Source organism: Bariatricus sp. SGI.019 (genome assembly GCF_050315235.1).
Lineage (GTDB): Bacteria > Bacillota > Clostridia > Lachnospirales > Lachnospiraceae > JAFBIX01.
Map to the genome: position 1 here is coordinate 1 of NZ_JBNPOQ010000021.1, position 25,602 is coordinate 25,602.

General features: G+C 41.0%; 22 protein-coding genes and 2 pseudogenes. 3 read left to right on the forward strand and 21 right to left on the reverse strand.

What is annotated here, in order from left to right; translation table 11 throughout:
• The 17 genes and pseudogenes from ACQRD1_RS12265 to ACQRD1_RS12345 form a co-directional block, all read right to left on the reverse strand.
• On the reverse strand, positions 1 to 1,103 hold a 1,103-nt coding region (locus tag ACQRD1_RS12265), incomplete at its 3' end, for a helix-turn-helix domain-containing protein (protein ID WP_427787646.1).
• A gap of 108 nt (positions 1,104 to 1,211) precedes the next feature.
• Positions 1,212 to 2,420 carry a threonine/serine ThrE exporter family protein gene (locus ACQRD1_RS12270; RefSeq protein WP_235234261.1) on the reverse strand — a complete coding sequence of 403 codons (1,209 nt, stop codon included), beginning with the start codon at positions 2,418 to 2,420 and terminating at the stop codon, positions 1,212 to 1,214.
• 62 nt (positions 2,421 to 2,482) lie between these two features.
• A pseudogene (locus ACQRD1_RS12275) lies at positions 2,483 to 3,847 on the reverse strand (MFS transporter).
• 9 nt (positions 3,848 to 3,856) lie between these two features.
• Positions 3,857 to 4,921 (reverse strand): NAD(P)-dependent alcohol dehydrogenase, encoded by a 1,065-nt coding sequence (locus tag ACQRD1_RS12280; RefSeq protein WP_235234263.1) that lies wholly within the window; start codon positions 4,919 to 4,921, stop codon positions 3,857 to 3,859.
• A 217-nt stretch (positions 4,922 to 5,138) separates the two neighbouring features.
• The gene (locus tag ACQRD1_RS12285; protein WP_235233846.1) at positions 5,139 to 6,266 is read right to left on the reverse strand and encodes an ROK family transcriptional regulator; all 1,128 of its coding nucleotides are present in this window, start codon (positions 6,264 to 6,266) and stop codon (positions 5,139 to 5,141) included.
• A gap of 67 nt (positions 6,267 to 6,333) precedes the next feature.
• Positions 6,334 to 7,125, reverse strand: a complete 792-nt coding sequence (locus tag ACQRD1_RS12290) for a nitroreductase family protein (protein WP_235233844.1) — start codon at positions 7,123 to 7,125, stop codon at positions 6,334 to 6,336.
• Positions 7,126 to 7,320: 195 nt separating this feature from the next.
• Positions 7,321 to 8,353 (reverse strand): annotated as a pseudogene (locus ACQRD1_RS12295) (PDDEXK nuclease domain-containing protein).
• 58 nt (positions 8,354 to 8,411) lie between these two features.
• Positions 8,412 to 8,744, reverse strand: coding sequence for a hypothetical protein (locus tag ACQRD1_RS12300; RefSeq protein ID WP_235233841.1), 333 nt, complete (start codon positions 8,742 to 8,744; stop codon positions 8,412 to 8,414).
• A gap of 17 nt (positions 8,745 to 8,761) precedes the next feature.
• A complete protein-coding gene (locus ACQRD1_RS12305) occupies positions 8,762 to 9,142 on the reverse strand; it encodes a helix-turn-helix domain-containing protein (RefSeq protein ID WP_235233839.1) in 381 nt (126 codons plus the stop codon).
• A 112-nt stretch (positions 9,143 to 9,254) separates the two neighbouring features.
• On the reverse strand, positions 9,255 to 9,755 hold the full coding sequence (locus tag ACQRD1_RS12310; protein ID WP_235233837.1) for a GNAT family N-acetyltransferase: 501 nt from the start codon (positions 9,753 to 9,755) through the stop codon (positions 9,255 to 9,257).
• 5 nt (positions 9,756 to 9,760) lie between these two features.
• The gene (locus ACQRD1_RS12315; RefSeq protein WP_235233836.1) at positions 9,761 to 10,393 is read right to left on the reverse strand and encodes a GyrI-like domain-containing protein; all 633 of its coding nucleotides are present in this window, start codon (positions 10,391 to 10,393) and stop codon (positions 9,761 to 9,763) included.
• A 220-nt stretch (positions 10,394 to 10,613) separates the two neighbouring features.
• Positions 10,614 to 11,786 (reverse strand): 23S rRNA (uracil(1939)-C(5))-methyltransferase RlmD, encoded by a 1,173-nt coding sequence (gene rlmD / locus ACQRD1_RS12320; protein WP_235233835.1) that lies wholly within the window; start codon positions 11,784 to 11,786, stop codon positions 10,614 to 10,616.
• 24 nt (positions 11,787 to 11,810) lie between these two features.
• The gene (rsmH, locus tag ACQRD1_RS12325; protein WP_235233834.1) at positions 11,811 to 12,860 is read right to left on the reverse strand and encodes a 16S rRNA (cytosine(1402)-N(4))-methyltransferase RsmH; all 1,050 of its coding nucleotides are present in this window, start codon (positions 12,858 to 12,860) and stop codon (positions 11,811 to 11,813) included.
• A gap of 42 nt (positions 12,861 to 12,902) precedes the next feature.
• Positions 12,903 to 14,273 carry an MATE family efflux transporter gene (locus tag ACQRD1_RS12330; protein WP_235233833.1) on the reverse strand — a complete coding sequence of 457 codons (1,371 nt, stop codon included), beginning with the start codon at positions 14,271 to 14,273 and terminating at the stop codon, positions 12,903 to 12,905.
• Between the two features lie 37 nt (positions 14,274 to 14,310).
• A complete protein-coding gene (locus ACQRD1_RS12335) occupies positions 14,311 to 15,174 on the reverse strand; it encodes an EamA family transporter (protein ID WP_235233832.1) in 864 nt (287 codons plus the stop codon).
• Between the two features lie 61 nt (positions 15,175 to 15,235).
• Positions 15,236 to 16,096 carry a methylenetetrahydrofolate reductase [NAD(P)H] gene (metF, locus tag ACQRD1_RS12340; RefSeq protein ID WP_235233831.1) on the reverse strand — a complete coding sequence of 287 codons (861 nt, stop codon included), beginning with the start codon at positions 16,094 to 16,096 and terminating at the stop codon, positions 15,236 to 15,238.
• The gene (locus ACQRD1_RS12345) at positions 16,093 to 16,305 is read right to left on the reverse strand and encodes a hypothetical protein (protein ID WP_235233829.1); all 213 of its coding nucleotides are present in this window, start codon (positions 16,303 to 16,305) and stop codon (positions 16,093 to 16,095) included. Before ACQRD1_RS12345 ends, metF begins: the two co-directional genes overlap by 4 nt.
• Positions 16,306 to 16,629: 324 nt before the next feature.
• On the opposite strand from ACQRD1_RS12345, the gene ACQRD1_RS12350 reads away from it, so the two are divergent.
• The 3 genes from ACQRD1_RS12350 (at position 16,630) to ACQRD1_RS12360 (ending at position 20,475) form a co-directional block, all read left to right on the forward strand.
• On the forward strand, positions 16,630 to 18,411 hold the full coding sequence (locus ACQRD1_RS12350) for an ABC transporter ATP-binding protein (protein WP_235233828.1): 1,782 nt from the start codon (positions 16,630 to 16,632) through the stop codon (positions 18,409 to 18,411).
• A 48-nt stretch (positions 18,412 to 18,459) separates the two neighbouring features.
• Complete coding sequence (locus ACQRD1_RS12355; RefSeq protein ID WP_235233827.1) at positions 18,460 to 18,960, forward strand: methylated-DNA--[protein]-cysteine S-methyltransferase; 501 nt, start codon at positions 18,460 to 18,462, stop codon at positions 18,958 to 18,960.
• Between the two features lie 66 nt (positions 18,961 to 19,026).
• On the forward strand, positions 19,027 to 20,475 hold the full coding sequence (locus tag ACQRD1_RS12360; protein WP_235233826.1) for an aminoacyl-histidine dipeptidase: 1,449 nt from the start codon (positions 19,027 to 19,029) through the stop codon (positions 20,473 to 20,475).
• Between the two features lie 81 nt (positions 20,476 to 20,556).
• On the opposite strand, the gene rlmD (ACQRD1_RS12365) is transcribed toward ACQRD1_RS12360, so the two are convergent.
• The 4 genes from rlmD (ACQRD1_RS12365) to pcrA form a co-directional block, all read right to left on the reverse strand.
• Positions 20,557 to 21,933 carry a 23S rRNA (uracil(1939)-C(5))-methyltransferase RlmD gene (gene rlmD, locus ACQRD1_RS12365; RefSeq protein WP_235233822.1) on the reverse strand — a complete coding sequence of 459 codons (1,377 nt, stop codon included), beginning with the start codon at positions 21,931 to 21,933 and terminating at the stop codon, positions 20,557 to 20,559.
• A gap of 21 nt (positions 21,934 to 21,954) precedes the next feature.
• The gene (locus tag ACQRD1_RS12370) at positions 21,955 to 22,887 is read right to left on the reverse strand and encodes an NYN domain-containing protein (protein ID WP_427787651.1); all 933 of its coding nucleotides are present in this window, start codon (positions 22,885 to 22,887) and stop codon (positions 21,955 to 21,957) included.
• A gap of 133 nt (positions 22,888 to 23,020) precedes the next feature.
• Positions 23,021 to 23,263: a DUF4366 domain-containing protein gene (locus ACQRD1_RS12375; protein WP_235233820.1), complete on the reverse strand. Its 243-nt coding sequence runs from the start codon at positions 23,261 to 23,263 to the stop codon at positions 23,021 to 23,023.
• Between the two features lie 107 nt (positions 23,264 to 23,370).
• Positions 23,371 to 25,602 (reverse strand): DNA helicase PcrA, encoded by a 2,232-nt coding sequence (pcrA, locus tag ACQRD1_RS12380; RefSeq protein ID WP_235233819.1) that lies wholly within the window; start codon positions 25,600 to 25,602, stop codon positions 23,371 to 23,373.

The window sequence follows — 25,602 nt, forward strand, 5'->3', positions numbered from 1 at the left end:
ATATGGTGAATCATATTTTGATATTCTTCCATGTCTTTTAGTACTGTAAACGCAGAATGCGACAATGCCTGCACTACATTCTGTCTGACAAATGCTCTGTCCCTTGGCGTCTGGTCTCCAAGTGGAAGCTGCTCAATCCACTCCTCCAATCGATCAAAGTAAGCATCCCCATGAAGAAACACCTGCTCACTCTCCAGAAGTGAACATACACATTGCTCAAAATGCTTCAGTTCCTCCAATGCTTCTTCTCTCTTATCTTGAACCGCATAGACAACTGCCATCTGATAATAACATTGGGCCGCCTGATTCGGGTGAAGCTGTTCTAACTGATACAGCTTCATCATTCCTTTCATACGCCGTATCGTCTCTTCACATCGTTTCATATCCTGCATGTACAGGGATAGGTCTGACATTGCTGTATTCACCAGCTTTAACATAGAAAGATACTGTCGGATCTGCGTATAACTTTTCGCTTTTTCCAGTTCTCCTGCCATCTGGTATGCCTGTATCAGAAGCATATCATTTTGTTCCGATATCTGAAACGAATCTGCCACAGGTTCCAGCATTTCAATAACTTCTGCCATATTACCCATCTGAAGTTTTATTACTGCCTTCATAGATATGGCATCGTTACAGATACCGACATCACTGCACCGTTCCAGAATCCGGTCACAGATTACCACTGTTTCCCGCAGGATCTGCTGTCTTTCTTCTTCCGTCTCTGCCAGCATGAAGTGATTCAGATGCAAGACACATACCTGCATAAGGAACGGATAACAGGAATAATATCGATGAGTCAGTTCCCGGACTTTATCCATCGCTTCCTGAAACGGCATTTTTGTAAAATTGTTCGTAAGCTCCAGATAACAACGGCGGATCTGCTCCTTAGACATCTGCGCTTCGTACCCCATCAGTTCATCTACCGTCACATCGAACAGCGCTGCCAGCTGCGGCAGCAACATGATATCCGGTGTACTCTGCTGATTCTCCCATTTTGACACCGAAGCTTTTGTAACTCCTATAAAATCCGCCACCTCTTCCTGCGTCATTTTCCGCTCACGCCGCAGCCGGACTATATTGTCTGATAAATGAAATCCATACATAAAAAATTCGCCCTCCTTACTATATATAGTATCAGAGGACGAATGACGCTTCAATGGAGCCATACGATACTTTATGAAATTAAATCAACCAACAGGAAACTTTTCTGGTTAACGTTTTTTCTCAAACACATAACGTGTCGCAATCTCTACAATCAGGAATCCAAATGCAATCGCCATGCAGGTCTGTCCCAGTAATATCGTCTGTTCTCTTGCCATCACATAATCTGACTGCACGATTCCATGCATCATATAGAATAACGTTGCTCCCGGTATCACGGGCATAATAGATGTTGTAAGAAAAATGGTAGCCGGAGCCTTATGTATTCTGGACATTGCATAGGCATATGCCGCCACAAAAGTCGCTCCTGCCATGATGGCTGGCAGATTATTTCCATAGAAATGAATCACCAGCAGATAACAGCCACAGTTAACCAATCCTCCCACGCCTGCCCAAAAGGATTGTCTGGGTGCAGCCCGGAATACCAATGCAAATCCCATACTGGCCACACCGCAGGATATCAGCTGCACCACCACACTTGGCGCAATATACATCTCATAGATGTTACCCTCAAATAATAACATGGCAAGACCTGTCCCACATGCAATTGCAACCGCACCCAGACAGGCATGAATAATATTCAGGATCCCTGAAATATATGCACGGTCCAGAACATCCCGGATTCCATTTGCCACACCCAGTCCACTGATCAGAACCATATTCAATCCTAATATAATCCGATCCGGATGATGACCCAAGCCGAATTCTGCTGCCAGAAAAACTGCCGCCGATGACAGGAATGCAATGATAATATTGTATACTACAAGGTTATTCTCCTTTTTATCAAGAATATCTCCCAGATAAACTTCCACCAGTGTACAGATTACAATACCGACACAACTGTCCACAAAATCACAGCCAAAGTAGACACCGAATCCGACACCACCCAAGATTGCCGCCAGATAGCGAAAATAGACCGGCTGTGGCTTTCGGTTCATGACTTCCTCGTATTTCTCATGAATCTCTTCCACTGAAGGACGATTTTTACAGATATAACGGGACAGATTATTCAGATAATCCAGTCGGTCATAATTGAATCCCGTCTTATGTACCCTTCGAATCTGTGTGATATACGATCCTCCTACTGGTTTGATTGTTGCCTGGATATTACTCTGAATCACGAACACATTGCACTGTTCGACATCATAACTTTCCATCATACGATAGATACTGTCCTCTGCACGATTCGTCTCCGCACCACATTTCACCATTTCTTTTCCTATATCCAAGACCTCATTCAGCAAAGCTTCATAATCCATAACATTCCTCCGACCATAACAACTAACATTCATAGCTATTATAGCCTATCTCTGCTGTTTTCTCAAATATTATTCCGTTCCTGAATTTCCTTTATAATTTTGTTATATACTTTTTTATTCAGGCGATAGAAATATAATACAAGTGCTGTAATAATCCATAATACTCCAGGTACTGTCGTAAAAGCGTGTTTGATTACAGCTAATACAGCTGCATTCTGCTGCTGATTCGCTACGTATCCAAAAACTCCAAGAATTCCTGCCAGTACAGAAGTTCCTATTGCCATTCCAACTTTATTTCCCAAAGAAATAAATGCATACTGAAAACCATCATTACGAAGTCCTGTTTTCCATTCCCCATATTCTACACAATCCGGAACAATCGCATAAATAGCGGTATTGAAACCAGAGAAGAAAAACTGTGCCAAACAAGAAAACAGATAAAACGGAACCGGAGACTCTCCAGCCGTAAAAAAGTACATGCTGATTATACTAATTCCAGTCAGCAACGCAAAGATAGAAGCGGAACGGCCTTTGTTATTTGTCCATTTAAACACAAGTGGAAAACAGGCAGCCCCAATAATGGAAGGAATGATAATAAACAACGAGTATGTACTAAATAATGCCTTATTTCCTTCTACATAAGTAAAATAATACAATGCATCTGCATTTCTTCCATACAAAGTTACTCCAAATAAAAACTGTCCTGCTACGGCAATCATATATGGCTTATTCTTTGCTACCGCGGATAACTGTACGTTTAAAGATATTTTTTTCTTTTCCGGCACTTCCACCACTTCTTTTGTTTTGGCAAAGCAAAAGATATGACAGATTGCAAAAATGCATCCATATAAAATGGCAATCAAAAGATAGCCTCTTTTATCGTTTCCATTTCCCAGTGCTGTAATCAGTGGAACCGTTACAATATTAATAATTCCAATCGCAACCATAGCACTTACTGAACGAAAAGTATTGATTTTTGCACGTTCTTCAATATTCTGTGTCATAGCTCCACATAAGGTACCATAAGGAATATTCACACATGTATACCCTAAGACAAGAATACAATATGTAATTGCCATATAGATAATCTTTGCTGTAGGTGACCAGTTTGGATGTGCCCAGAATGTCAGCATTAATACAATAGCAGTCAAAGGTGCACCTATCAATAGCCAAGGACGATACCTTCCCCATCTGGTATGCGTCTTATCGCTTAACCCTCCAATAACCGGATCATTAATTGCATCCCAAAAACGGGAAAATAACATCAATCCTGCCACTGCTGTCATACTGATACCAAATACATCCGTATAAAAAATCATTAAAAAGTTTCCCACAAACATCTAGCTAAAATTACATCCTACATCGCCCATTCCATAAGCAATTTTGCTGATTAAAGGGACCTTTACATTCGTATCTTTCTGCTCCATATGAACCTCCTATTTACCCTGTCTTTCTTCTGATATACGAATCACTGCTTTTACAATATCCGCTTTGTTATTCACGCTGTAATCCATTGCTTTCTGTACATCGTCTAATCCAAATACATCTGTTACAATTCCTTTCAGATTGACTTTTCCAGAAGCAACTGCATCAATTGCCATTGGATAAATATGACGATAACGGAAGACTGTCTTAAAAGTCAATTCCTTGTCTAATGCAAGGCTCATTGGCAGAGTCATCTCTCCACTCTTACTATATCCCACCAATACGATCGTAGCGCCTTTTTTGGTCATGTGGATGGTCTGTACAGTTGTCAACTGTGTTCCTGCTGTTTCAATTGCCAGATCACATCCTTTTCCATCTGTCAATCTTCTAACTTCTTCTACAGCATCTTTTTCTTTTCCGTTAATCACACCATCTGCACCTAATTCCATTGCTTTTTCGAGACGTTTTTCCATAATATCAACTACATATACTTTTGACACACCCATAGCTTTTAACGCCATCATCGTTACAAGGCCAATACATCCTGCTCCCATCACTACTGCTGTCTGTCCTGTTCTCGCGCCACCCTGCATTGCAGCATGAAATCCTACAGCCAGCGGTTCAATCAGAGCGCCTTCAAGCGTACTTACATTATCTGGCAGTTTGAAACACAGATCAGCCTCATGCGCCACATATTCCTGGAAAACTCCATCCACCGGAGGAGTTGCAAAAAACACAACGTCCGGGCACAGATTATAACGACCCGTCTTACAAAATTCACAATGTCCACAAGTCTTTCCTGGTTCCAGCGCTACCCGATCTCCGACTTTCAGATGCTTTACACTCTTTCCAACACTTACGACAGTTCCGCCCGGTTCATGCCCAAGCACAAACGGTGGTTCAACGACATAATCTCCAATTGCTCCTGTCTCATAATAATGCAAGTCACTTCCACAGATTCCTACATATTCTAACTTTACTAACACTTCATCATCTTTAGGAGTTGGAATCTCTCGCTCTTCAAATCCCATTTTACCAATTCCAAGCATAACCGCAACCTTCATCTTTTCATTCATTTGAAATACCTCTTCTTTCCTTTTACTTCTTTATACACTTTATTAAATAGTTTTATTATGTATTTAATATTATGTCTTCACTTTTATTTTGTCAACATGATATTAGACATTTCCCGCTTTTCGTCAGTATCGCCAAATCCAAGATTCTACTTTTGTAAAAATTGCATTAAAAAAAGAGATTCCTTTTTTGAAATCTCTCTTATTAATATCCACTCTGTTATATTTGCTCCACAAACATCTCGATCACTCTAAGAGATGCTCCTACTGCTGCTGCCTCTACCTTATAAGTACAATTTTGTACATATCTGGTATTCTCCTCAAAAGTATTTCTCTGAGAGACCTTCTCCCATATATCCTGAATATAGTCTCCCGCATAGCTTCCCACATAACCACCTAAAACAATATCACAATCTAATACCATGTGAATATTATTGATTGCTACGGCAAGATATGTGATATACATATTCCATGCATCAACAAATTCTTTTTCTCCTTGTTTCAGACCCGTAAAAAATTGTTCTAACTTTCCGCCTGTCATATCGGACAAACAAGATGCTGAACAATATGCATCCAGACACCCTTGCTTACCGCAGTAACAGGGCTTTCCGTCCATCACGACCGTCATATGACCAACTTCTCCACATCGGAACGCCTTCCCTTGTATCAATTCTCCATTATTAAAAATTGCTCCTCCCACGGAATTACTTAAAGAAAGATAAAAAAATCGATCTTGGCATTCTGATCGAATTCCTTCTGCATACGCTCCCGCATTCGCATCATTTAAAAAGAAACACGGATAAGAGAAAAATTGACTTACATAATCAAAAGACAATTCCTTAACTCCCAAGATATGCGAATAAGTGACCATTTCTTTATCAAAATCAACAATACCAGGAAATGATATTCCTACTCCCAGTATCTTTTCTCTGTCAGCATCGCTTTCATCTAAAAATTGTTCCAAGATTTCACTCAATTCGCAGTAATACTCTCTCTGCGCAATGAAAGGCTTATAGATGCGCACATATCTCAAAATCTCTCCTTTTAAATTAGTAAGCACTAAGCTGATATGATTTTTTGTAATATCTAATCCTACAGCCTGTTTTGCATTTGCAACTGCGGATAATGCCTTTGCTCGTCTTCCTCCTGTGGATTTTAACTCTCCCACTTCTTCGACTAAACCCTTTTCAATCAGTTCTTTCGTAATCTGTGTCACAGTAGGAAGACTCATCTTTGTTTCATAAGAAATATCTGGATTTGACACAGTCTCATGCCCGCAGATAAAACGGTAAACGCGGTTTCTATTATTTCTTTTTACTTCAATATTCGTTACTTGCTTTTTATTCATTGCACACCTCTATACTTTATTAAAGTATTTTCATTAGTATAACATATGAATGAAAAAAGCAAAATACTTATTTCCAGATAACATTCGCCTTTTTCCTTGGTGCGGTCCGAACATAGTGTACATCTGGATAGCCAAGCAGCATACATGCTTTAATCGTTCTATCCTCAATACCCAGCCATTTTTTTAATTCAATATTAGCATTCGCAATCCTTGCCAGATATCCATTATATAGCGTGCCCAGTCCCAATGTCTCTGCCATAGTCTCCATATTCTGAGCGGCCAGTCCGGCATCCAGCGGCCATTCAGAAGTAATAAACACTACAGCCGGCGCATTCCTGAACAAAAAGTCATCCTCTGGATTCGCTTTTCTTCGCCGATTAAAAGCTACAAACGGAAGTAGCTCTCTCGCTATAGTTTTCTTTTCCTGCTGTTCCAAGCCATTAATATAATCCCAGACCATGGACTTTAATTGTTCCAGTTCTTCCTGAATGAATATAAAACAACAATCCTGATTATTTTTTGCTGTAGCTGTATATCGTCCCGCCTGCGCCAATAATTCCATTTTACACTGTTCTACTCTCTCTTGCTTATAATTACGAATACTTCTTCTAGACTTAATACTTTGAAGCAATTGCTCTGAATCTAATTGAGAGTTCTCTCCTTTGCATGACTCAACATCTTCCATCTCATATTCTGGTATAGACACAGCTCCAACAGGGCAGATTGCTACGCAATGTCCACATTGAATACATTCTTTTTTAATGCTCGCTTTGCCATCCTTAATCTCAATATTCGTAGCAAGACAGTCCACACTACACATCCCACAGCCAATACATTTCTCCAAATCAATTTTTACCATGAAAATACACCACTTTCTAGCTATCATTTACCTACTTTAGACATCAAAACCACGTTCTCGACATGAGTACAAATTCAAATCATATCCCCACATAATCACGAAAATATTGGCTATATCTATACAGCACTAATACCGTTCGTGCATCCATTTTACCACAAAATATATCATCAATTTTGCATCACCCTGATGCAAAATCTACTCTTCTTTCTCACCGTCAATATTCTCTTCCCCTACTATACCAGCTTCCAATGCTTGATATTCCTGATTTAACTCCCTCAATAATTCTTCTTCACTTGGTAAGTATAATTTATATTTAGAAGCAAAAATTTGTGTTTCATTTTCTGGCAACGTATATTTGACCACAGATTCACTTTTGTCCGCACATAACACAATACCAATCGGTGGATTATCTCCCTCATTCATAAGCTCTCGTTCATAATAATGAACATACATCTGCATCTGCCCTAAAATCCTGATGTGTTAAATCCCCAACTTTCAAATCAATCAAGACAAAGCATTTTAAGATGTAATTATAAAATACAAGGTCAATTCTAAAATGACGTCCATCGAACGTTATTCTTTTCTGTCTTGCGACAAATGAAAATCCTCTGCCAAGTTCCAAAAGAAATTTTTGTAAATGTGTAATTAACGCTTGTTCTAAATCACTTTCATAAAAATCATCATTAGGAGCCAGTCCAAGAAATTCCAACACATATGGGTCACGAATAACATCTTCTGGTTTTTTCGCCGACTCTAGTGTCTGAATTTCCGCTGCCACTTGCTCTTTATTTTTACTGGATAATAGCCTTTCATAAAAGAAAGAATTTATCTGGCGCTCAAGTTGTCTGGTACTCCATTGAGATTTTACAGCTTCCTGCATATAAAATTCTCGTGCATTTTCATTCTCCACTCGCATCAGATGCCGATAATGCGTCCAACTCAATTCGCTACGCAGTGCGTAGCCATTTGGAAACGTTAAATAAAACTGCCGCATATTTTTCAAGTTTGCGACGGTAAATCCTTTTCCAAAATCTTGAGTCATTTGTTTCGATAATTCTTTCAATAAACCTGTCCCATACTCTGCCTTTTCATTACCGCCCTGTTCTTCTATGATTGATTTTCCGATATTCCAGTATGCTTCAACCATTGCAAAGTTGGCAGTTTGATAGACTTTATTTCTTGCCGTATTCAAAATATTTTTTATTTCATCATAAAACTTTTGATTCATACACAATCTCCTCCATCTAAAACTTTTATATGTAGGAAATAAAATATATTATACTTTTTTATTTAATTTGTAACAATAATGGCAACAGTGCAATTCCCACATCAACACCTTTATCTGCAATCCACTTAATTATCTCTTTTGCATTTTCCCACTTTTTTGACCTTCGTTCTGAAGATTTAACAATTGCTTCCAGTTCATCTATTCTACTTAAAATTTCCCTTATTTCAGCATCGGGTAGTGCTGACATATTTTCAATTTCCCTTCTAACAGTATCAAAAGAAATATTAATATCAACTTTGTTTTGATTTGTATTTGTTATTTGTATCATTGGTACGTTTTGCGGAATCCATTCTTTTAACGAAGAATAACCTAAGGCTTTAAATGATAACATTTTATTATATATTTGATTTAAATCATGAAATAATTCCGCTCCTGATAATTCATCATAAAATTTGCAATTTTCTGCATATCCATACAAGCCATCACTAAATTGAGGTATATCTGTCTGTTCTTTTCCTCAACCTCTCGCCTCATTGCCAGCAGGTTTTCTTCTGCCCGTTTGTCATATGCTTCTGCCATAATTCTTTCGCCCGACAGGAGTTCGTTGACGTTAATTTTCAGAAGTTCACACAGCTCCAACATAATCCCGGAATCTGGCATAGACTTTCCAGTCTCCCATTTTGATATCGCCCGGTCACTGATTCCGAGCTTCTCGGCAAGGACTGCCTGAGTCATGCCCTGTTCCTTTCTGCAGGATGCTATGAATTTTCCAATATTGATTTGATCCATATCGGGCACCTCCTTTCATGACTCAAGCATAGCCGGTATCATCATATTTTTACAAGAACCGTAGGTTGATTTCCTGCAACTCTACCGCTGGTTGAGTGCAGAAAAGCTCATTTTACTTTAACTTCGCATATAGAAACAAATCATAAATTTGCCCATTTTTATAAACAGCACTTTTCTGTGTGCCTTCCCGTATAAAGCTATTTTTCTCCAGCACTCTCTGTGATGCCACATTCGGAGCATATACAAGCCCTGTGATGCGGATGATATCTAATTCCAAAAAAGCTGCGACACAAATCTGACGAACAGCTTCTGTCATGATTCCCTTTGACCAGCAATCTGTCAAGAGCAGATACCCGATCTCTCCGTCCTTGCAGTAGACATCTGATTTTTGCTCAACTGAGATGTTTCCGACAATTTTACCATCAGCTACAATTGCTCGAAAAATACCGTCCTTTCCATCGTGCTCAGATACCATTCCTAACCACCAATCCGCTGATTCCTCGGTATAAGGATAGGGTAATCGGTTTGACAGATAGGAGCGATCCACTTCATTGCAAATCTTTATAAGTTCAGGCTTAAACTCATGTGTCCACTTTTCCAATATTACATTCATTCTTGTCACGCTTTCCTTATAGGATGTCTGATCACCGTTTTTAACTTCTCCGGCGCAACCTTTCTGGCATCACTCAGATAAATTTCATGATGCAAACGCTGCTCTGTAATATCCAGAACATAGCCCTGCTGCTCCATGTATTCATGCATAAGTGCGACAGTGGCAGGCTCATCGTCATAAGAACCGATGTGTATGCACTGAACGCACAAGCCCTCATCATAGGTCAGAAATTCGACCTTTGAAAAGTCTGTCTTTTTCTTCTTGGTAGCTTCCTCAATCGCCCAGTCAAAATCAACCTTTGTAACGAAATCTGGCAAACGAATGACGGAGATCCACTCGAAGTTTTCTTTGTGAGCATAGTCGATCCCGGCGACACCATCCTGCCACCAGAATCCTTCCAGCGGAGGGACTACATAATCGAAATAACCATCAATCTGGTGATCTCCCTTTTTGCTCATCTTGATCGTGAAGGCGATACCATAGAGCAGCCCGATAGACTGCTTATACTCTCCATCCTCCGCGTTCGGATCGCCATGTCCGCGAACCGCAATATAGTTCATGCCCGGAATAGTCACGATAGACGGTTTATTCTTTGGCATGTAGAATTCCTTATACTCTTTTTTATAATCAAAAGCCATAACGCTTCCTCCTATTTTTCCTGACATCTATCTCACAGCCACAACTACCCCAACATCTAACTCGGCAACTCAACTTATTGACATCTATCGTGGCAACTCAACTCTCACACTTTTTGAGCTGATTTACCCTTGGATAAGTTACCGCGAAGCATTCGTCCTGTCCGATTCCAAATTCGCTCGATTGCCAGAAAACCGCAGTATTACTGGGCTTTCGCGGCTATTATTCTGTAACCTTTGACATCAATACTACCGTCTCAACGTGATCGCAGAACGGGAACATATCAACCGGCTGTATCTTCTCCACCTTATACCCATGCTTCACCATATATTTCAGGTCTCGTGCCAGTGTCACAGGATTACAAGATACATATACAACTTTCTTCGGTCCCATCTGCGCAACCGATGACAGGAATTTCTCATCACTTCCGGCTCTCGGAGGATCCATGAATACAACATCCACCTTCTGGTGCTTTTTTGCCATATCTACCATGAACTTTCCTGCGTCGCCCTGACGGAATTCTATATTGTTCATCTGATTCTCTTTGGCATTCATCTTAGCATCCCGCACCGCATCCTTATTCAGTTCTATCCCCAGGACATGTTTTGCCTGCTTTGCTGCCACCATACCGATAGTTCCGATTCCACAATATGCATCGATTACGCTTTCTTTTCCCTGAAGGCCGGCATATTCCATGGCGGTCTGATACAGGACTTCTGTCTGTACGGGATTGACCTGATAGAAAGACTGTGGGGAGATACGGAAGGTACATCCACACAGCGTATCCCGGATAAATCCCGGTCCATAGATAACCTTTTCTTTTTCTCCCAGTACCATACTCGTCTGCTTATCATTAACATTCAGAATGATTGTGGTGATCTCTGGATGTTCCTTCCGAAGCGCTTTGATGAAATTATTCTTTGACGGAAGTATTGGTGAACCCAGTACCAGGATAACCATGATTTCTCCTGTCTGGAACCCTCTTCTGACCATCACATGGCGAAGGAGGCCGTATCCGGTATCTTCATCGTACGTCTTAATCTTAAAGGACTTCAAAAGATGCCGGATCGTCCGAATGATCTCCTGACTCTTTTTATCTTCGATCATACAGTCTTCCACTGCAATCACACGGTGCGTATTGGCCTGATAAGTACCGGAAATAATATTACCGCGTCTGTCCCGGTCAAAAACAGCATGTACTTTATTCCGATAATAATATGGATCTTTCATGCCGATGATCGGACTTACTTTACAGAATTTCTTCAGAAGCTGTTCTTCCTGTTTCTGTTTCCTTTTCAACTGTTCTTTATAAGGCATTCCCTGATATACACATCCTCCACATTTCTTTGCCACCGTGCATACAGAATCTTGTTTTTTTACTTTCTTTTCTTCCATGTGTTCCCCTTATCTCTTCCTCTTCTATGCCCGTATTGCCCAACGCATCTTTGTAGAACGTGCACGAGGGTTTCTTGCACATTCTTCTGCGGAAGAACGAATCACATCGTTGGCAATGTCACTGTAGATTCCCATTTTTTTGAAATTTTTAAACGACTTCTTCACAAGACGATCTTCGCCTGAATGGAAGGTAAGTATTGCCACTCTTCCTCCAGGTGCAAGTACATCCGGCAGTTTTTCCAGGAATTCATATAAGACCTCAAACTCGCGGTTTACATCAATGCGCAATGCCTGAAATGTTCTCTGACATGCTTTTTTCACGGCTTCTTTCCGTTCATTTTCCGGGAGAAATCTCAATGCTTCTTCAATTGCTTCTTTTAGTTGAATCGTTGTCTCAGGACATTTTCCTTTTCGCCTCCAGGACATAATTGTCTTGGTAATCTCTTCTGCATATGGTTCATCCGAATTTTCTTCCAACATTCCTTGCAGCTCTTCATCTTCTACTTCCAGCAGTCGTTCTGCTGCGCTGATTCCCTTTTCTGGATTCAGCCGAAGATCCAACGGTCCTTCGAATTTATAGGTAAATCCACGGTCAGGATTGTCGATCTGCATGGATGATACACCGAGATCCGCCAAAATGAAATCAAATTTTCCCACTTCTTCTGCCACTTTATCAATCTCAGCAAAGTTCTGAAGGCGAACCGTCAGAATATCTTCTCCATAACCGGCCTTTCTCAGCCGTTCTGTTGTTTTCACAGACTCAATCGGATCAACATCCAGAGCATAGATATGCCCTTTGCCATCTAGGCATTGTAACATCTGCTGCGTATGTCCGCCGTAACCCAGTGTTGCATCCAGGCCCTTCTGCCCTGGCTGAATCTTGAGGAAATCTAAGATTTCCTTTACACAGATTGAAATGTGCATCCCTGCCGGAGTACTACCCTTTTGGATAACCTTTTCAATCGTATCTGCATATTTTTCTGGATTCAGTTCTTTGTATTTCTCACTATATTTTTTTGGATGTGTCCCGGAATAACGGGGACGTCTCTTATGAACCTTTTCCTGCTGTTCCATGCGTAGGCTCCTTTCCTTCATAACATCTGTGATTTATTGCTGTTATTTTACTTTATTCTGCTCAATCTGTCTATTGCCCTCTACCTTTTTCGCAATCTGTCTGACACACAGATAACATGTTGGTATGATATAACAGCATGCGGTAATCCATGCGGATTGGTCTGTGAAGCAGATTGCTGTATAGCCAAAGCGTTGAACGAACCCCAGACTTACGATACACCGGGCAAACATTTCCGTAACTCCGGAAAAAACTGCCCGTCCAGAATATCCTAATCCTTGTGTGCTCATACGGCACACGTTCAGAATTCCCAGACTCCAGTAAAAATATCCCATGCAGCGCAGATACTTCGCTGCTGCGTCTAATACTTCCACCTCTTCTTTGCTGATAAAGATCATGGATAAGTTCCGTCCTTCAAATATCAACAAAAGTCCTACCAGGCCTCCATACAATACACCAACTGCCGCAGTCTGCAGAATTCCTTTTCGGATACGGTCTATCTTGCCTGCTCCCAGATTCTGCCCACAGAATACGGAGGCGGCTGTTGCGAGAGCATCAAATGGGCACATAGTGAATTGCTTGATCCTTACTCCTGCAGTAAATCCTGAGACACAGACGCTTCCTAAGCCATTATTTGCTGACTGCATGACCATACTTCCAATTGCCGTAATCGAATATTGTAATCCCATCGGAATTCCCATGGCCAGAAGATTCTTTGTAACTGCACCATTCCATCGACAATTCCGGTGTGATAACTTCAGAACTTCCACACGTTTCCATATAAATACCAGACACAAAATACCGCTGACAGCCTGCGCAGTTATGGTCGCAGCCGCTGCACCGGCACATCCTAAGCCAAGCACCATAATACAGAATAAATCCAGCAAAATATTCAATCCTGTGGAAATCGCAAGAAATACAAATGGCGTTCTGCTATCTCCTACTGCCCTCAAAATGCTGGACAATAGATTGTAGAGTAACGTAAATGGAATTCCCAGGAATATAATCAATAAGTACTGATATGCATTCTCATAGATATCCTCCGACACCGACATGATGTGCAAGATTTTCGCACACAAAAGTGCGCAGACCGTTGTGATGATACATGCAAAAAACACGGTCAAGACAACTGCGTGGAAAATATATTCCCTCATCTTCTCTAATTTCTCAGCGCCAAAGAACTTCGCTACCGGCACACTGAACCCTGCACAGATCCCGATACAAAAACCAAGTACCAGGAACTGCACGCTGCTGGATGCTCCTACACTGGCCAGCGCTTTTGTTCCCAGTACCCTTCCTACAATCGCAGCATCTATCAGATTATATGTCTGCTGCAACAGATTGCCAATTAATAGCGGAACGGCGAACTGTAAGATCAATCTTAACGGTCTGCCTTCCGTCATACTTTTTGTCACAATCATTCATCTCTTTTCTCAATCAAATCATTTGGCTCTATCCCACCAGCATTACCAGTGTTCCGCCAACAATACAAAGCAGCCCAAAGAGAGCCTTTTTCGATAATTTTTCTTTAAATACAATATAAGAAAATATAATAGAAACTACAATACTTAATTTATCAATCGGTACGATCAGGCTGGCTGGTCCAGTCTGTAAAGCCCGGTAATAGCACAGCCAGGAAGCACCGGTTGCAAAACCGGACAGCACAATATATCTCAGCTCTTTTCGGTCCAGATACCTTACATCGTTCTGCTTTTTTGTCACAAACACAACCACCCATGCCATAATCAATACGACAATCGTTCGAATCGCAGTTCCAAGGTTCGAATCCACTCCAGTAATGCCGACCTTTCCCAGAATAGAAGTCAGACTGGCAAAGACTGCTGATAACAGCGCATAAAAGAACCAGCCTTTTCCTTCTTTTTTCGGTTCTGTCGTTTCCTTTTTTTGGATCATCAGCCAAGTTCCAACACCGATTCCTACAATTCCCATTAATTTATAGATACTAACCGGCTCTCCCAACAGAATAAATGCCAGGATGATCGTAAGCACCGTACTAAACTTATCGACCGGAACTACTTTATTGATATTTCCAATCTGTAATGCATGAAAGTAACATAACCAAGAGGCACCGGTAGCTAGGCCTGACAATACCAGAAACAATAAATTTTTCAACGATAATGTAGTTAATTGATTCTGAGAGCCGACAACAAATACCATCAGCCAGGAGAATATCAATACTACAAATGTACGAACTGCCGTAGCCACATTGGAATCTGTCTTTTTAATTCCACATTTTGCTAAAATAGATGTGATGCCAGCAAAAAAAGCCGAGCCAACTGCAAATCCAAGCCACATCTTTTCTTCCTCCTATGTATCTTTTTCTTTTGTACAAATTATTATATTCTGGCTTTTCATTCTATATAATATGCCGGATTCCTTCGCAGATCTTTCCTGCAACCACCGGATTATTCATAGTATACAGATGAATTCCATCAATATCACTGGTCAGAAGATCAATAATCTGGCTCAATGCATAAGACATTCCTGCATCAAATAATGCTTCTTTATTATCTGCATATTTATCAATAATCTTCTGGAAACGTTCCGGGAAAGACGCTCCGCACATTGTCACCATTCTCTGAATCTGTGCCGCATTGATCACCGGCATGATTCCCGGAATCACAGGCACATCTATTCCGGCTATCCTACAGTCCTCTTCGAATCGAAAGAAACGGTCATTATCAAAAAACAACTGAGATAAAAGCACTTCTGCTCCGGCATCTACCTTTTTCTTTAGATTGCGCATCTCAATGACCCTGTTTTCTGATTCCGGATGACACTCTGGATAACATGCCCCTGCAATGCAGAAATCGCCTTTTTCCTTCAGATAAGCAATCAGATCAGACGCATGCTTGAATTCATCTTTTTCAGGGACATTCGGATTCCGATCTCCCCGAAGTGCAAGAATATTCTGCATTCCTTCCTGCATCAATACTCTCGAAAATTCATCAATCTCTGCCTTATCATAGCAAAGACAAGTCAGATGGACCACCGGCTCCACATGATACTCATATTTGATTTTCTTCGCTAATTCAATGGTCCGATTACAGTTAGAACTGCCGCCCGCACCAAATGTCACACTGATAAAATCTGGTTTTAATTCGCACAAGATGGACAGGGTCTCATCAATATTTTTTAGTTCTGCATCTTTTTTCGGCGGAAATATCTCAAAAGATAAGCTTCTCTTTTTATTTTTATATATATCTGAAATCATCATATTCCCACTCCCCTTTCTGACTTTATAATCTCAATCCCTTCCACTTCAAAGCAGGTAAGCCACGGATATTCCATACGTTTTACTACTATTTTATCTGATACAATAATTCCTTCCTCTGGATAGAACACATTGCCCAGTTCGCTTTGTTCACACACATAGCCCTCTTCCTGCATCTCTTCCTTCGCCTTATCAGTAACTCCTACTGACATCTCCTTGCGCGGAGGAGCGCATCAACTGGTAATCTCTTCTATATCCAGCGTCAGGTTTTTCCATCCGAACCGCAGCATATACTGTTTCATTTCTTCATTTAATTCCACCATCACATTTCCTCCTGACATTAATTGAACTCTTTTTTTTATGTTCTGTCAAGAGATACTACAATAACGCTGCTGAATCTCTGAAAAGAAATGATCCCGATTTATTGACACTTTCTGTCAATTATGTTAATAATGAAATTGTTTTTGGATTGGAATATGCAGGAAACACTGCAAACTATTATATATGAACGATTGAATCAGGAAGAAGGAATATATATGAATGCCTCTATAGGTAAAGAAAATAATACAAAAAAGAAACCGATCAATTACAACGGATCAAAGCTGGCTGTCTTCGCATCCTATATCCGCCCCCACAAAAAAGGATTTGCCATTGATATGATCCTGTCGGTCATTATCGCATTGATCGATCTGATTTTCCCATATGTCTCAAGATGGTCTATGAACACCCTACTGCCTCAAAATGTTTTTCATACATTTTTTGTCGTAATGGCGATCATGTTTCTTGCATATATCTTGAAAGCTGTATTTAATTATCTGGTGACGATCATCGGCCATACCATGGGAACTCTCGTGGAAGCCGATATGCGGGAAGATGTATTCACACACATGCAGTCTCTGTCTTTCAGTTACTTTGATAAGAATCGTACCGGTGTGTTACTGGCAAGGGTTACCAATGACCTTTTTGAGATCGTCGAACTTGCGCACCATGGTCCAGAAATCATTCTGACCTGCACTCTGACGATTATCGGTGCTCTTGCTGTTCTTCTGACAATCAACATCCCATTAAGTCTCGTACTGCTTCTGTTGATTCCAGCTTGTCTGGCATTTTCCATCCGCCAGCGCATGAAGATGCAGCAGGCCAATATCGAAGTCAAGAAAAAGACCGGCGAGATCAACGCTGCCATCGAAAGTGGAATCTCAGGAATCCGTACTGCCAAAGCATTTGCCAATGAGGACTCTGAAGAGACCAAATTTGCGATCGCCAACCAGCATTTTAAAGAAAGCAAAGTCGGCTATTACAAAGCCATGGGACTTTTTAACGGAGGCGTTGAAGCAACCGTAGGAATCATGCAGGTCGCTGTCATCGCAATCGGCGGACTTCTGATCATGAACCAGAAGATGGATTACGTAGATCTTATTACATTTACCCTATATGTCTCAACCTTTACTGCTCCGGTCCGCAAGCTTGCACAATTTATGGAGATCTACACACAAGGCTCTGCCGGTTTCGAACGTTTTCTGGAAATCATGCGTACTCAGCCACAGATCAATAATAAAGAAGATGCGATTGAACTAAAGGACATAGAAGGCCATATCCACTATGATAATGTATGCTTCTCTTATGATGACGGCACAGAGGTTCTGGAACATGTCAATCTTGATATTGCCCCCGGCGAAAGATTCGCACTTGTCGGCTCCTCTGGAAGTGGAAAGACGACATTATGCCATCTGCTTCCGAGATTCTACGATGTCGATTCCGGATCCATCACGATTGACGGTATCGATATCCGGAATATTACGCAGGAAAGTCTGCGAAAACACATCGGAATCATCCAGCAGGATGTCTTCATGTTTGCCGGCACGATTATGGACAATATACGCTATGGACGTCCGGATGCCTTGGATGCAGAAGTCATGAGAGCCGCCCATCTGGCAGAGATTCATGATGAGATCATGCAGATGCCGGACGAATACAATACTTATATCGGAGAAAGAGGTGTTGTACTCTCCGGAGGACAAAAGCAGCGAATCTCTATCGCACGAGTCTTCCTAAAAAACCCTCCAATCCTGATCTTAGATGAGGCTACTTCCGCACTGGACAGTGTCACAGAACAGAAGATCCAGCAAAGTCTCGACCGTCTCAGTGAAGATAAGACTTGTATCGTGATTGCACACAGACTTTCTACGATCCGCAACGCAGACCGAATCGCTGTTGTAGAAGGAAAAGGCATCCTGGAACAAGGTTCACGGGAAGAACTTCTTGCAAAAAACGGAGCCTATGCCGAATTAGAGCATGCCCAGGGAATCATCTCCTAGACATGCGTCACTCTAAAGGCACATCCTACTTTCATGGAGGTCTATATTATGCAATATCAGTACAAATACCACTCCCCATTGGGAGATATTACTATGGCAAGTAATGGCGAGGCCATAACCGGATTATGGTTTGACGGGCAGAAATACTTCGGATCCAATCTGTCTGATGACTCTGTTTGTCAAAAGCTTCCCATCTTTTTGGAAACTTGCCACTGGCTTGACATCTATTTTCAGGGTCAGAAACCAGACTTTACTCCTGCGTTATCCCTTTCCGGCACGGATTTCCGTGTAAATGTGTGGAATCAATTAAAAAAGATACCTTATGGAGAGACAACGACTTATAAACAGATTGCCCAGGCCATTGCCAGACAACAGAACCTTCCCCATATGTCAGCACAGGCAGTCGGCGGTGCCGTCGGACATAATCCCATCTCCATCATCATTCCCTGTCACCGGGTTCTTGGAAGTGACAAAAGCCTGACCGGATATGCCGGTGGAATCGATAAGAAAAGAGCGCTTCTAACATTAGAAGGGACTTTTTCTGATTGATTGTCTTCAAAAGTCCTTTTTTATGCTATACTATAATTACATTTATTATAAACGGAGGAAATAAAAATGGGAGCTTTATCTAACATTGAACCAAAAGAAGTATTCCACTACTTTGAAGAGCTTAGTAAAGTGCCAAGGGGAACATTTTACACGAAAAAAGCAAGTGATTTCTGCGTAGAATTCGCAAAAGCTCACAATCTGGAATACATACAGGACGAAGTGAACAACGTCATTATCAAGAAGCCGGGAACACCGGGTTATGAAGACAGTGAACCAGTTATTTTACAGGGTCATCTGGATATGGTAACCGAGAAGACACCAGACAGCGATCACGATTTTAAAAATGATCCGCTTGACCTCTTTGTGGAAGATGGTTTTATCGGAGCAAAGAACACCTCTCTTGGAGGAGATGACGGAATCGCAATTGCTTATGCAATGGCAGTTCTTGCAAGTACCGATATTCCTCATCCACCGATTGAAGCAATCTTCACAGTCGATGAAGAAATTGGCATGGGCGGTGCAAAAGCGGTTGATCTGTCTCAGTTAAAGGGAAGGAAATGCCTGAACCTGGATTCAGAGATAGAGGGTGTACTGACAGTCGGATGTGCCGGTGGATTTATTTATGACACCTTTATTCCAATCGAATGGAGTGAAGAAAAAGGAACGAAAATCAAGATCTCAGTTACAGGTCTTCAGGGAGGACACTCCGGTGCTGAGATTCAGAAGCAACGTGGTAACGCCCACAAGATCATGGGACGTGTATTATATACACTTGCAAAAGATTATGACTTTAATCTGATGGATATGCAGGGTGGTACTGCTGCCAATGTCATTGCCATGTTTAATCATGCAGTCATCGTTGCAGATACCGTACAGACGGATGCAATCATAAAAGATACCGCCGAATTAGCGAACAAGATCTCTGCTGAATTCCTTGGTTCCGAACCAGGCCTGACAATTACAGCTGAATCGGTGGAAGAAGGTATCTATCAGTCATTTGACGCTGACACAACTTCTCGTGTGATTCAATATCTGTATGGTATTCCAAACGGAGTACAGTGCTACGACCGTTCTTTCCCACAAGCAGTAGAGACTTCTTTGAACCCAGGAATTGTTGAAACCAAGGACGATGCAGTCAGAGTACGTTTCCAGGTAAGAAGTTCTATGAAGAGCAAACTGGAAGACATGAAGAATCAGCTGGCTATGTGGTGTGAATTAATCGGCGCTTCTTATGAAATCTCTGGTGAATATCCTGCATGGGAATTCGATGAGAATTCAACCCTCCGCCCAATGATGATCGAGCTCTATAAAGAAATGTACGGAACAGATCCACAGGTTGAGACAACCCACAGCGGACTGGAATGCGGCATTCTCTTTGACAAGAAACCAGATCTCGATATTGTATCTTTCGGACCAAACCTTCCAGATGTTCACTCAGTAAAAGAGAGGGTAGACATTGCGTCCACCGAACGTTCCTGGGAATATCTGAAAGCCATCTTAAAAGCATGTAAGTAGATCATATAAAACAAATAAGATGCAGGGATATCAGCAATAGACTGATGTCACCTGCATTTTATTTGTTTTACTATCATTTTTTTATTTCACCTTGGACATTAGACAGACCGTCTCTATATGGACTGTGCCCGGGAATAAATCAACACACCCAATCCGTTCCACACGATACCCTCTTCCCTGCAGCATCTCCAGATCTCTTGCCAAACTGGTCGGCTTACAGGCAATATAGACGACACGGTCCACGCCAAAATTCGTAATCTTCTCCAATGCCTTAGGATGCACTCCGTCTCTTGGCGGATCTAACATAATAAGATCCGGCACTTCGCCGAGTTCATCAATCACCTTCAGCACATCTCCCGCCCAGAAGGTACAGTTGTTAAGGCCGTTAAGTTCTGCGTTCTCTCTTGCAGCTTCCACAGCTTCTTCCACGATCTCTACTCCCACTACCTTCTTGGCAACCGGTGCCAGAATCTGCGCAATCGTTCCGGTTCCACTGTACAGATCAAAGATCACCTTATCTTTCGTCTCTCCGATATATTCCCTTGCCGTCTCATACAGTACCTCGGCTCCGAGGGAATTCGTCTGAAAGAAAGAAAATGGGGTAATCTTGAACTTCAATCCCAGGAGTTCTTCATAAAAGTAATCCTGACCATATAGAATCTCGGTTCCTTCATCTTTTACTACATCTGCCACACTGTCATTCTTGGTATGCAATATACCGACAATCGTTCCATTCAATTCCAGAGACAAAAGCTTCTTAACCCATCTCTGTCCATCAAATTCCTTTTCAAACTCAGACTCTGTTGTCGTGACCAGATCAATCAGAATCTCTCCTGTCTTTACCGCTTTTCGAACAAGCAAATGTCGGAAGAATCCGGTATGCCTCATCCGATGGTAGTACGGAAGTCCTGATTCTCTTGCATACTCTAAAGTGCAGGTAAGGATCTTTCGGTAATCCGCATCCACAATCTGACAATCGGACACATTTACAATATCATGAAAACTACCTCTTTTATGCATTCCAAGTGCCAATGGCCCATCTTTATATTCATCGCCAAAAGAGAACTCCATCTTATTCCGGTATTCCTGTCTCACAGGACTTTGTTTCACACCTTCCCAGATGTAATCACCTTCCACCGCTTCATCCATCATAGCTTTTACCTGTGTTTCCTTCATCCTGATCTGCTCTTCATAAGGAAGATTCTGATAAGTACATCCGCCGCATTGTCCAAAATGTGGACATTTTGATTCTATTTCCATAGGAGAATGTTCTAAGACTTCCAAAAGTCGTCCCTCTGCCTTTCCTTTTCGTATTTTATTCACAGAGAAACTCACTTTCTGCCCTGGAACTCCATTTTTTACGATTACATATCTTTCTTCTTCAGGTAGGAATACTTTTCCCTTATTAGGAAATTCTACCGATTCAATCATTCCTTCGTATACCTGCCCTTTTTTCATGTTGTTAATTCCTTTCTTCTACTATTGTATCGTACATTTCGCTTTTAATATAGTTCCGTCCTGTTCTACTTTGATATGATCAATACTTTTCACATATTGATTAAACTGTGCATATCCATAATCACTAATCTTAAAGTCTTTATATTTTTCATATACTTTATTACCAAGAGCACTGAGTTCTATTCCATTTTTTCCTGCTTTCCTGGCAATCGAAAGTACATATTTATCAATATCTTCTTTCATCTCCCAGTCTTCTCTTAGTGCAACCGATACAATGTTTCCACTTTTGACTAATTGAATTCTTGAGAATTCTTCCAAGAACTTTGACAGCATATTATAACCATAACTTCGGACATCAAAATCTGGAAACAGGTTTACCAGACGACTTCCTATCTCTCCCAGTCCAGTTACTTTATTACTATTCTGATTCTCAATAACCATCTTGATAATAGCATCTTCAATCTTTTCTTTGCTTAATTTGTCATGTACATCTTCCGGTTTTGATCGTCCAAGTTCCTGCTCAATCAAAAGATTTTCCAAAATCGTAAACTTATCACATGCCTTTCGGAATGGTTCCGGTGTCTTATTCTCTCCCATTCCGATAACCATCTTTCCACTTTCCCTCAGTCGACTGACCAGCCGTGTAAAATCACTATCACTGGACACAATACAGAATCCATCCACATCATTGGTATACAAAATATCCATTGCATCAATGATCATTGCCGAATCTGTGGCATTCTTTCCCTGTGTATAACTGAACTGCTGAATGGGCGTAATGGAATTCTTCAGTAATTCATCTTTCCAGCTGGAATGCTGGGTGCTTGTCCAGTCCCCATAGATTCTCTTATATGTAATCACTCCGTATTTTGATAACTCTGTCAGTATCGGTTTGATATACTTGGCAGATATATTATCTGCATCGATCAAGAGTGCATAACACTTTTCATCCATCCACATACTCCTTCCACTGATATATTCTCTGTCTTCTTCCAAGACAAAAGCAGGTAAGATACCTTTTTCTACATTACATAGGCTTCTAACCTGCTTTCTCTATTGCACATTAAGTTGTGTGATCAGTATCTACTTATACCTGATCATCTTCGCTGAAGAAATCATCATCAAAATCATCGTCAAAATCTTCTTCAAAATCCTCCAGATAATCTGGTGTAAAGAAAGAATATACAGCGTAAGCGATTGCTGCAACGGCTGCTACAGCTCCGATGATAGCCAGAACCCACAGTACTGTCTTGCACTGCTTATCTTCTTCTTTCTTGCTAATTAGCTCACTTAACTTTGTTGCTGCAATAATATCTTCTACTTTATTCATACTCCCACATCCTTTCTCTTGTTTTCGCAACAAGCATCAACTATTATTTTTATTATAGCACTTATTTTTTGAGATTACTACAAATTTATATGAAAATATCTGATTTCTTATACTTTTTGGAGTCGTGCAAAAGTTGCAAACATTTTTTTTGTTCCGGCATTGTCAAAATCTACTGTAACCTCATAATCCCTTCCACCTTCTATAATGGCAGTTACCGTTCCTTCTCCAAATTTCATATGGCGTACCCGGTCACCGACACCGTATCCTGGTCCTTTTCCACCACCATTTCCAAACTGCTTCACCGGCTTTTGCGTAGCAAATGCTTTCGTCTTGAATGCTTGTTTTGCCTGTTGATAAGCGCTTTGTCTTATCGGTTCTTCCTTCTCTTTTTCAAATACCATACCCGTAGATAATAGATTCATTGGAATCTCTTTCAAAAATCTAGACATCTTATTATACTGTGTCTCACCACGAATCATGCGACGTCTCGCACAAGTCAACGTCAAATCTTTCTCCGCTCTGGTAATTCCCACATAACAAAGACGCCTTTCTTCTTCTACTTCAGTTGGGTCATCGGCTGTAATCGTCATATAACTCGGGAAAATTCCATCTTCCATTCCAGCCAGATATACGTGTGGGAACTCCAGTCCCTTCGCACTGTGCAGTGTCATTAGCACCACATAGTCACTGCTTTCATCCAGACTGTCAATATCTGCCACCAACGCAACTTCTTCAAGAAAGCCGCTAAGAGTTGCAGGTTCATTCATATCTTCACAGGTTTCTTCATAAGCTGTGATCTTACTGATCAACTCATCTATATTCTCAATTCTTGCTTCTGCTTCTTCACTGTCCTCTTCTTTCAGACTTTCAACATATCCTGTCTCTTCAATAATCTCCTGCATAAGATCAGACAGACTCATCTCCAAAGCATCCGCTTTAAAATGTTCAATTAATGCAACAAAAGATTCCAGTTTCGATGCCCCACGTCCAATATTCGGAATCAGATCAACTGCACGAAGCGCATCATAGAATCCTATCTCATGCTGTGCAGCGTATTCTTGTACTCGGTTGATACTTGTCAGTCCAATTCCTCGCTTCGGCACATTCACAATTCGACGCACCGCCAGATCATCCCGTCCATTATCTACTGTTTTCAGATAGGACAATAAATCCTTAATTTCACGCCTCGCATAGAAATTAATGCCGCCAACAACTTTATAAGGAATATTGGCTGTCACAAACTTCTCTTCAAACATACGTGATTGTGCATTGGTACGGTAAAGAATCGCATTATCATTGTATGTACAAGCTCCCTGGTTCACATGCTCACGTATGTCACTTACAATATATTCTGCTTCATCATACGCAGAATCAAACTGACGAAACTCCAGTTTTTCACCTTCTCCATTGGCTGTCCAAAGTGTCTTATCCTTTCTTCCTACATTGTTGCGGATCACTGCATTTGCAGCATTCAGAATATTACCAGTAGAACGATAATTCTGCTCTAGCTTTATCACCTTCGCATCTTCAAAGACCTGTTCAAAATTCAAGATATTCTTGATATTAGCACCACGGAATTTATAGATAGACTGATCATCATCTCCTACGACACATAGATTACGATACTTGGAAGATAATAATCGAATCAACTCAAATTGCACCGTGTTGGTGTCCTGATACTCATCTACCATAATATAACGGAACCGTTCCTGATAATAGTCCAGTACATCTGCCTGTGTCTGGAATAACTGAACTGTCTTCACCAACAGATCATCAAAATCCAGAGCATTATTTGCTTTCAGCTGCTTCTCATACTCTTCATAGACATCCGCGATTTTCCTTTTACTAAAGTCACCTTCTGCCTGAAGGCGAAACTCCTCTGGCGTCACCAGCTCATCTTTTGCATGCGAAATCGCGCTCATTAATGATCGCTCTTTAAAAATCTTCGTATCTATCTGTAATAATTTACATACATCTTTCATCAAGGTCTTCTGATCATCTGTATCATAAATTGTAAAATTCGTATCATATCCTAACAAATCAATATGTCTGCGCAAAATTCTCACACAAGTAGAATGAAAAGTGCTTACCCAGATACTTTCAGACCCAAAACCCACTAACTTGTCTACTCGTTCTCTCATCTCGCCTGCTGCTTTATTCGTAAATGTAATTGCCAGAATATTCCACGGATTTACACCCATCTCTTCAATCAGATAAGCAATACGATGAGTCAGGACTCTGGTCTTACCCGACCCGGCTCCCGCAAGTATAAGAAGCGGTCCTTCTGTATAAAGCACCGCTTCCTTCTGCTGTTCATTTAATGTATCATATATACTCAA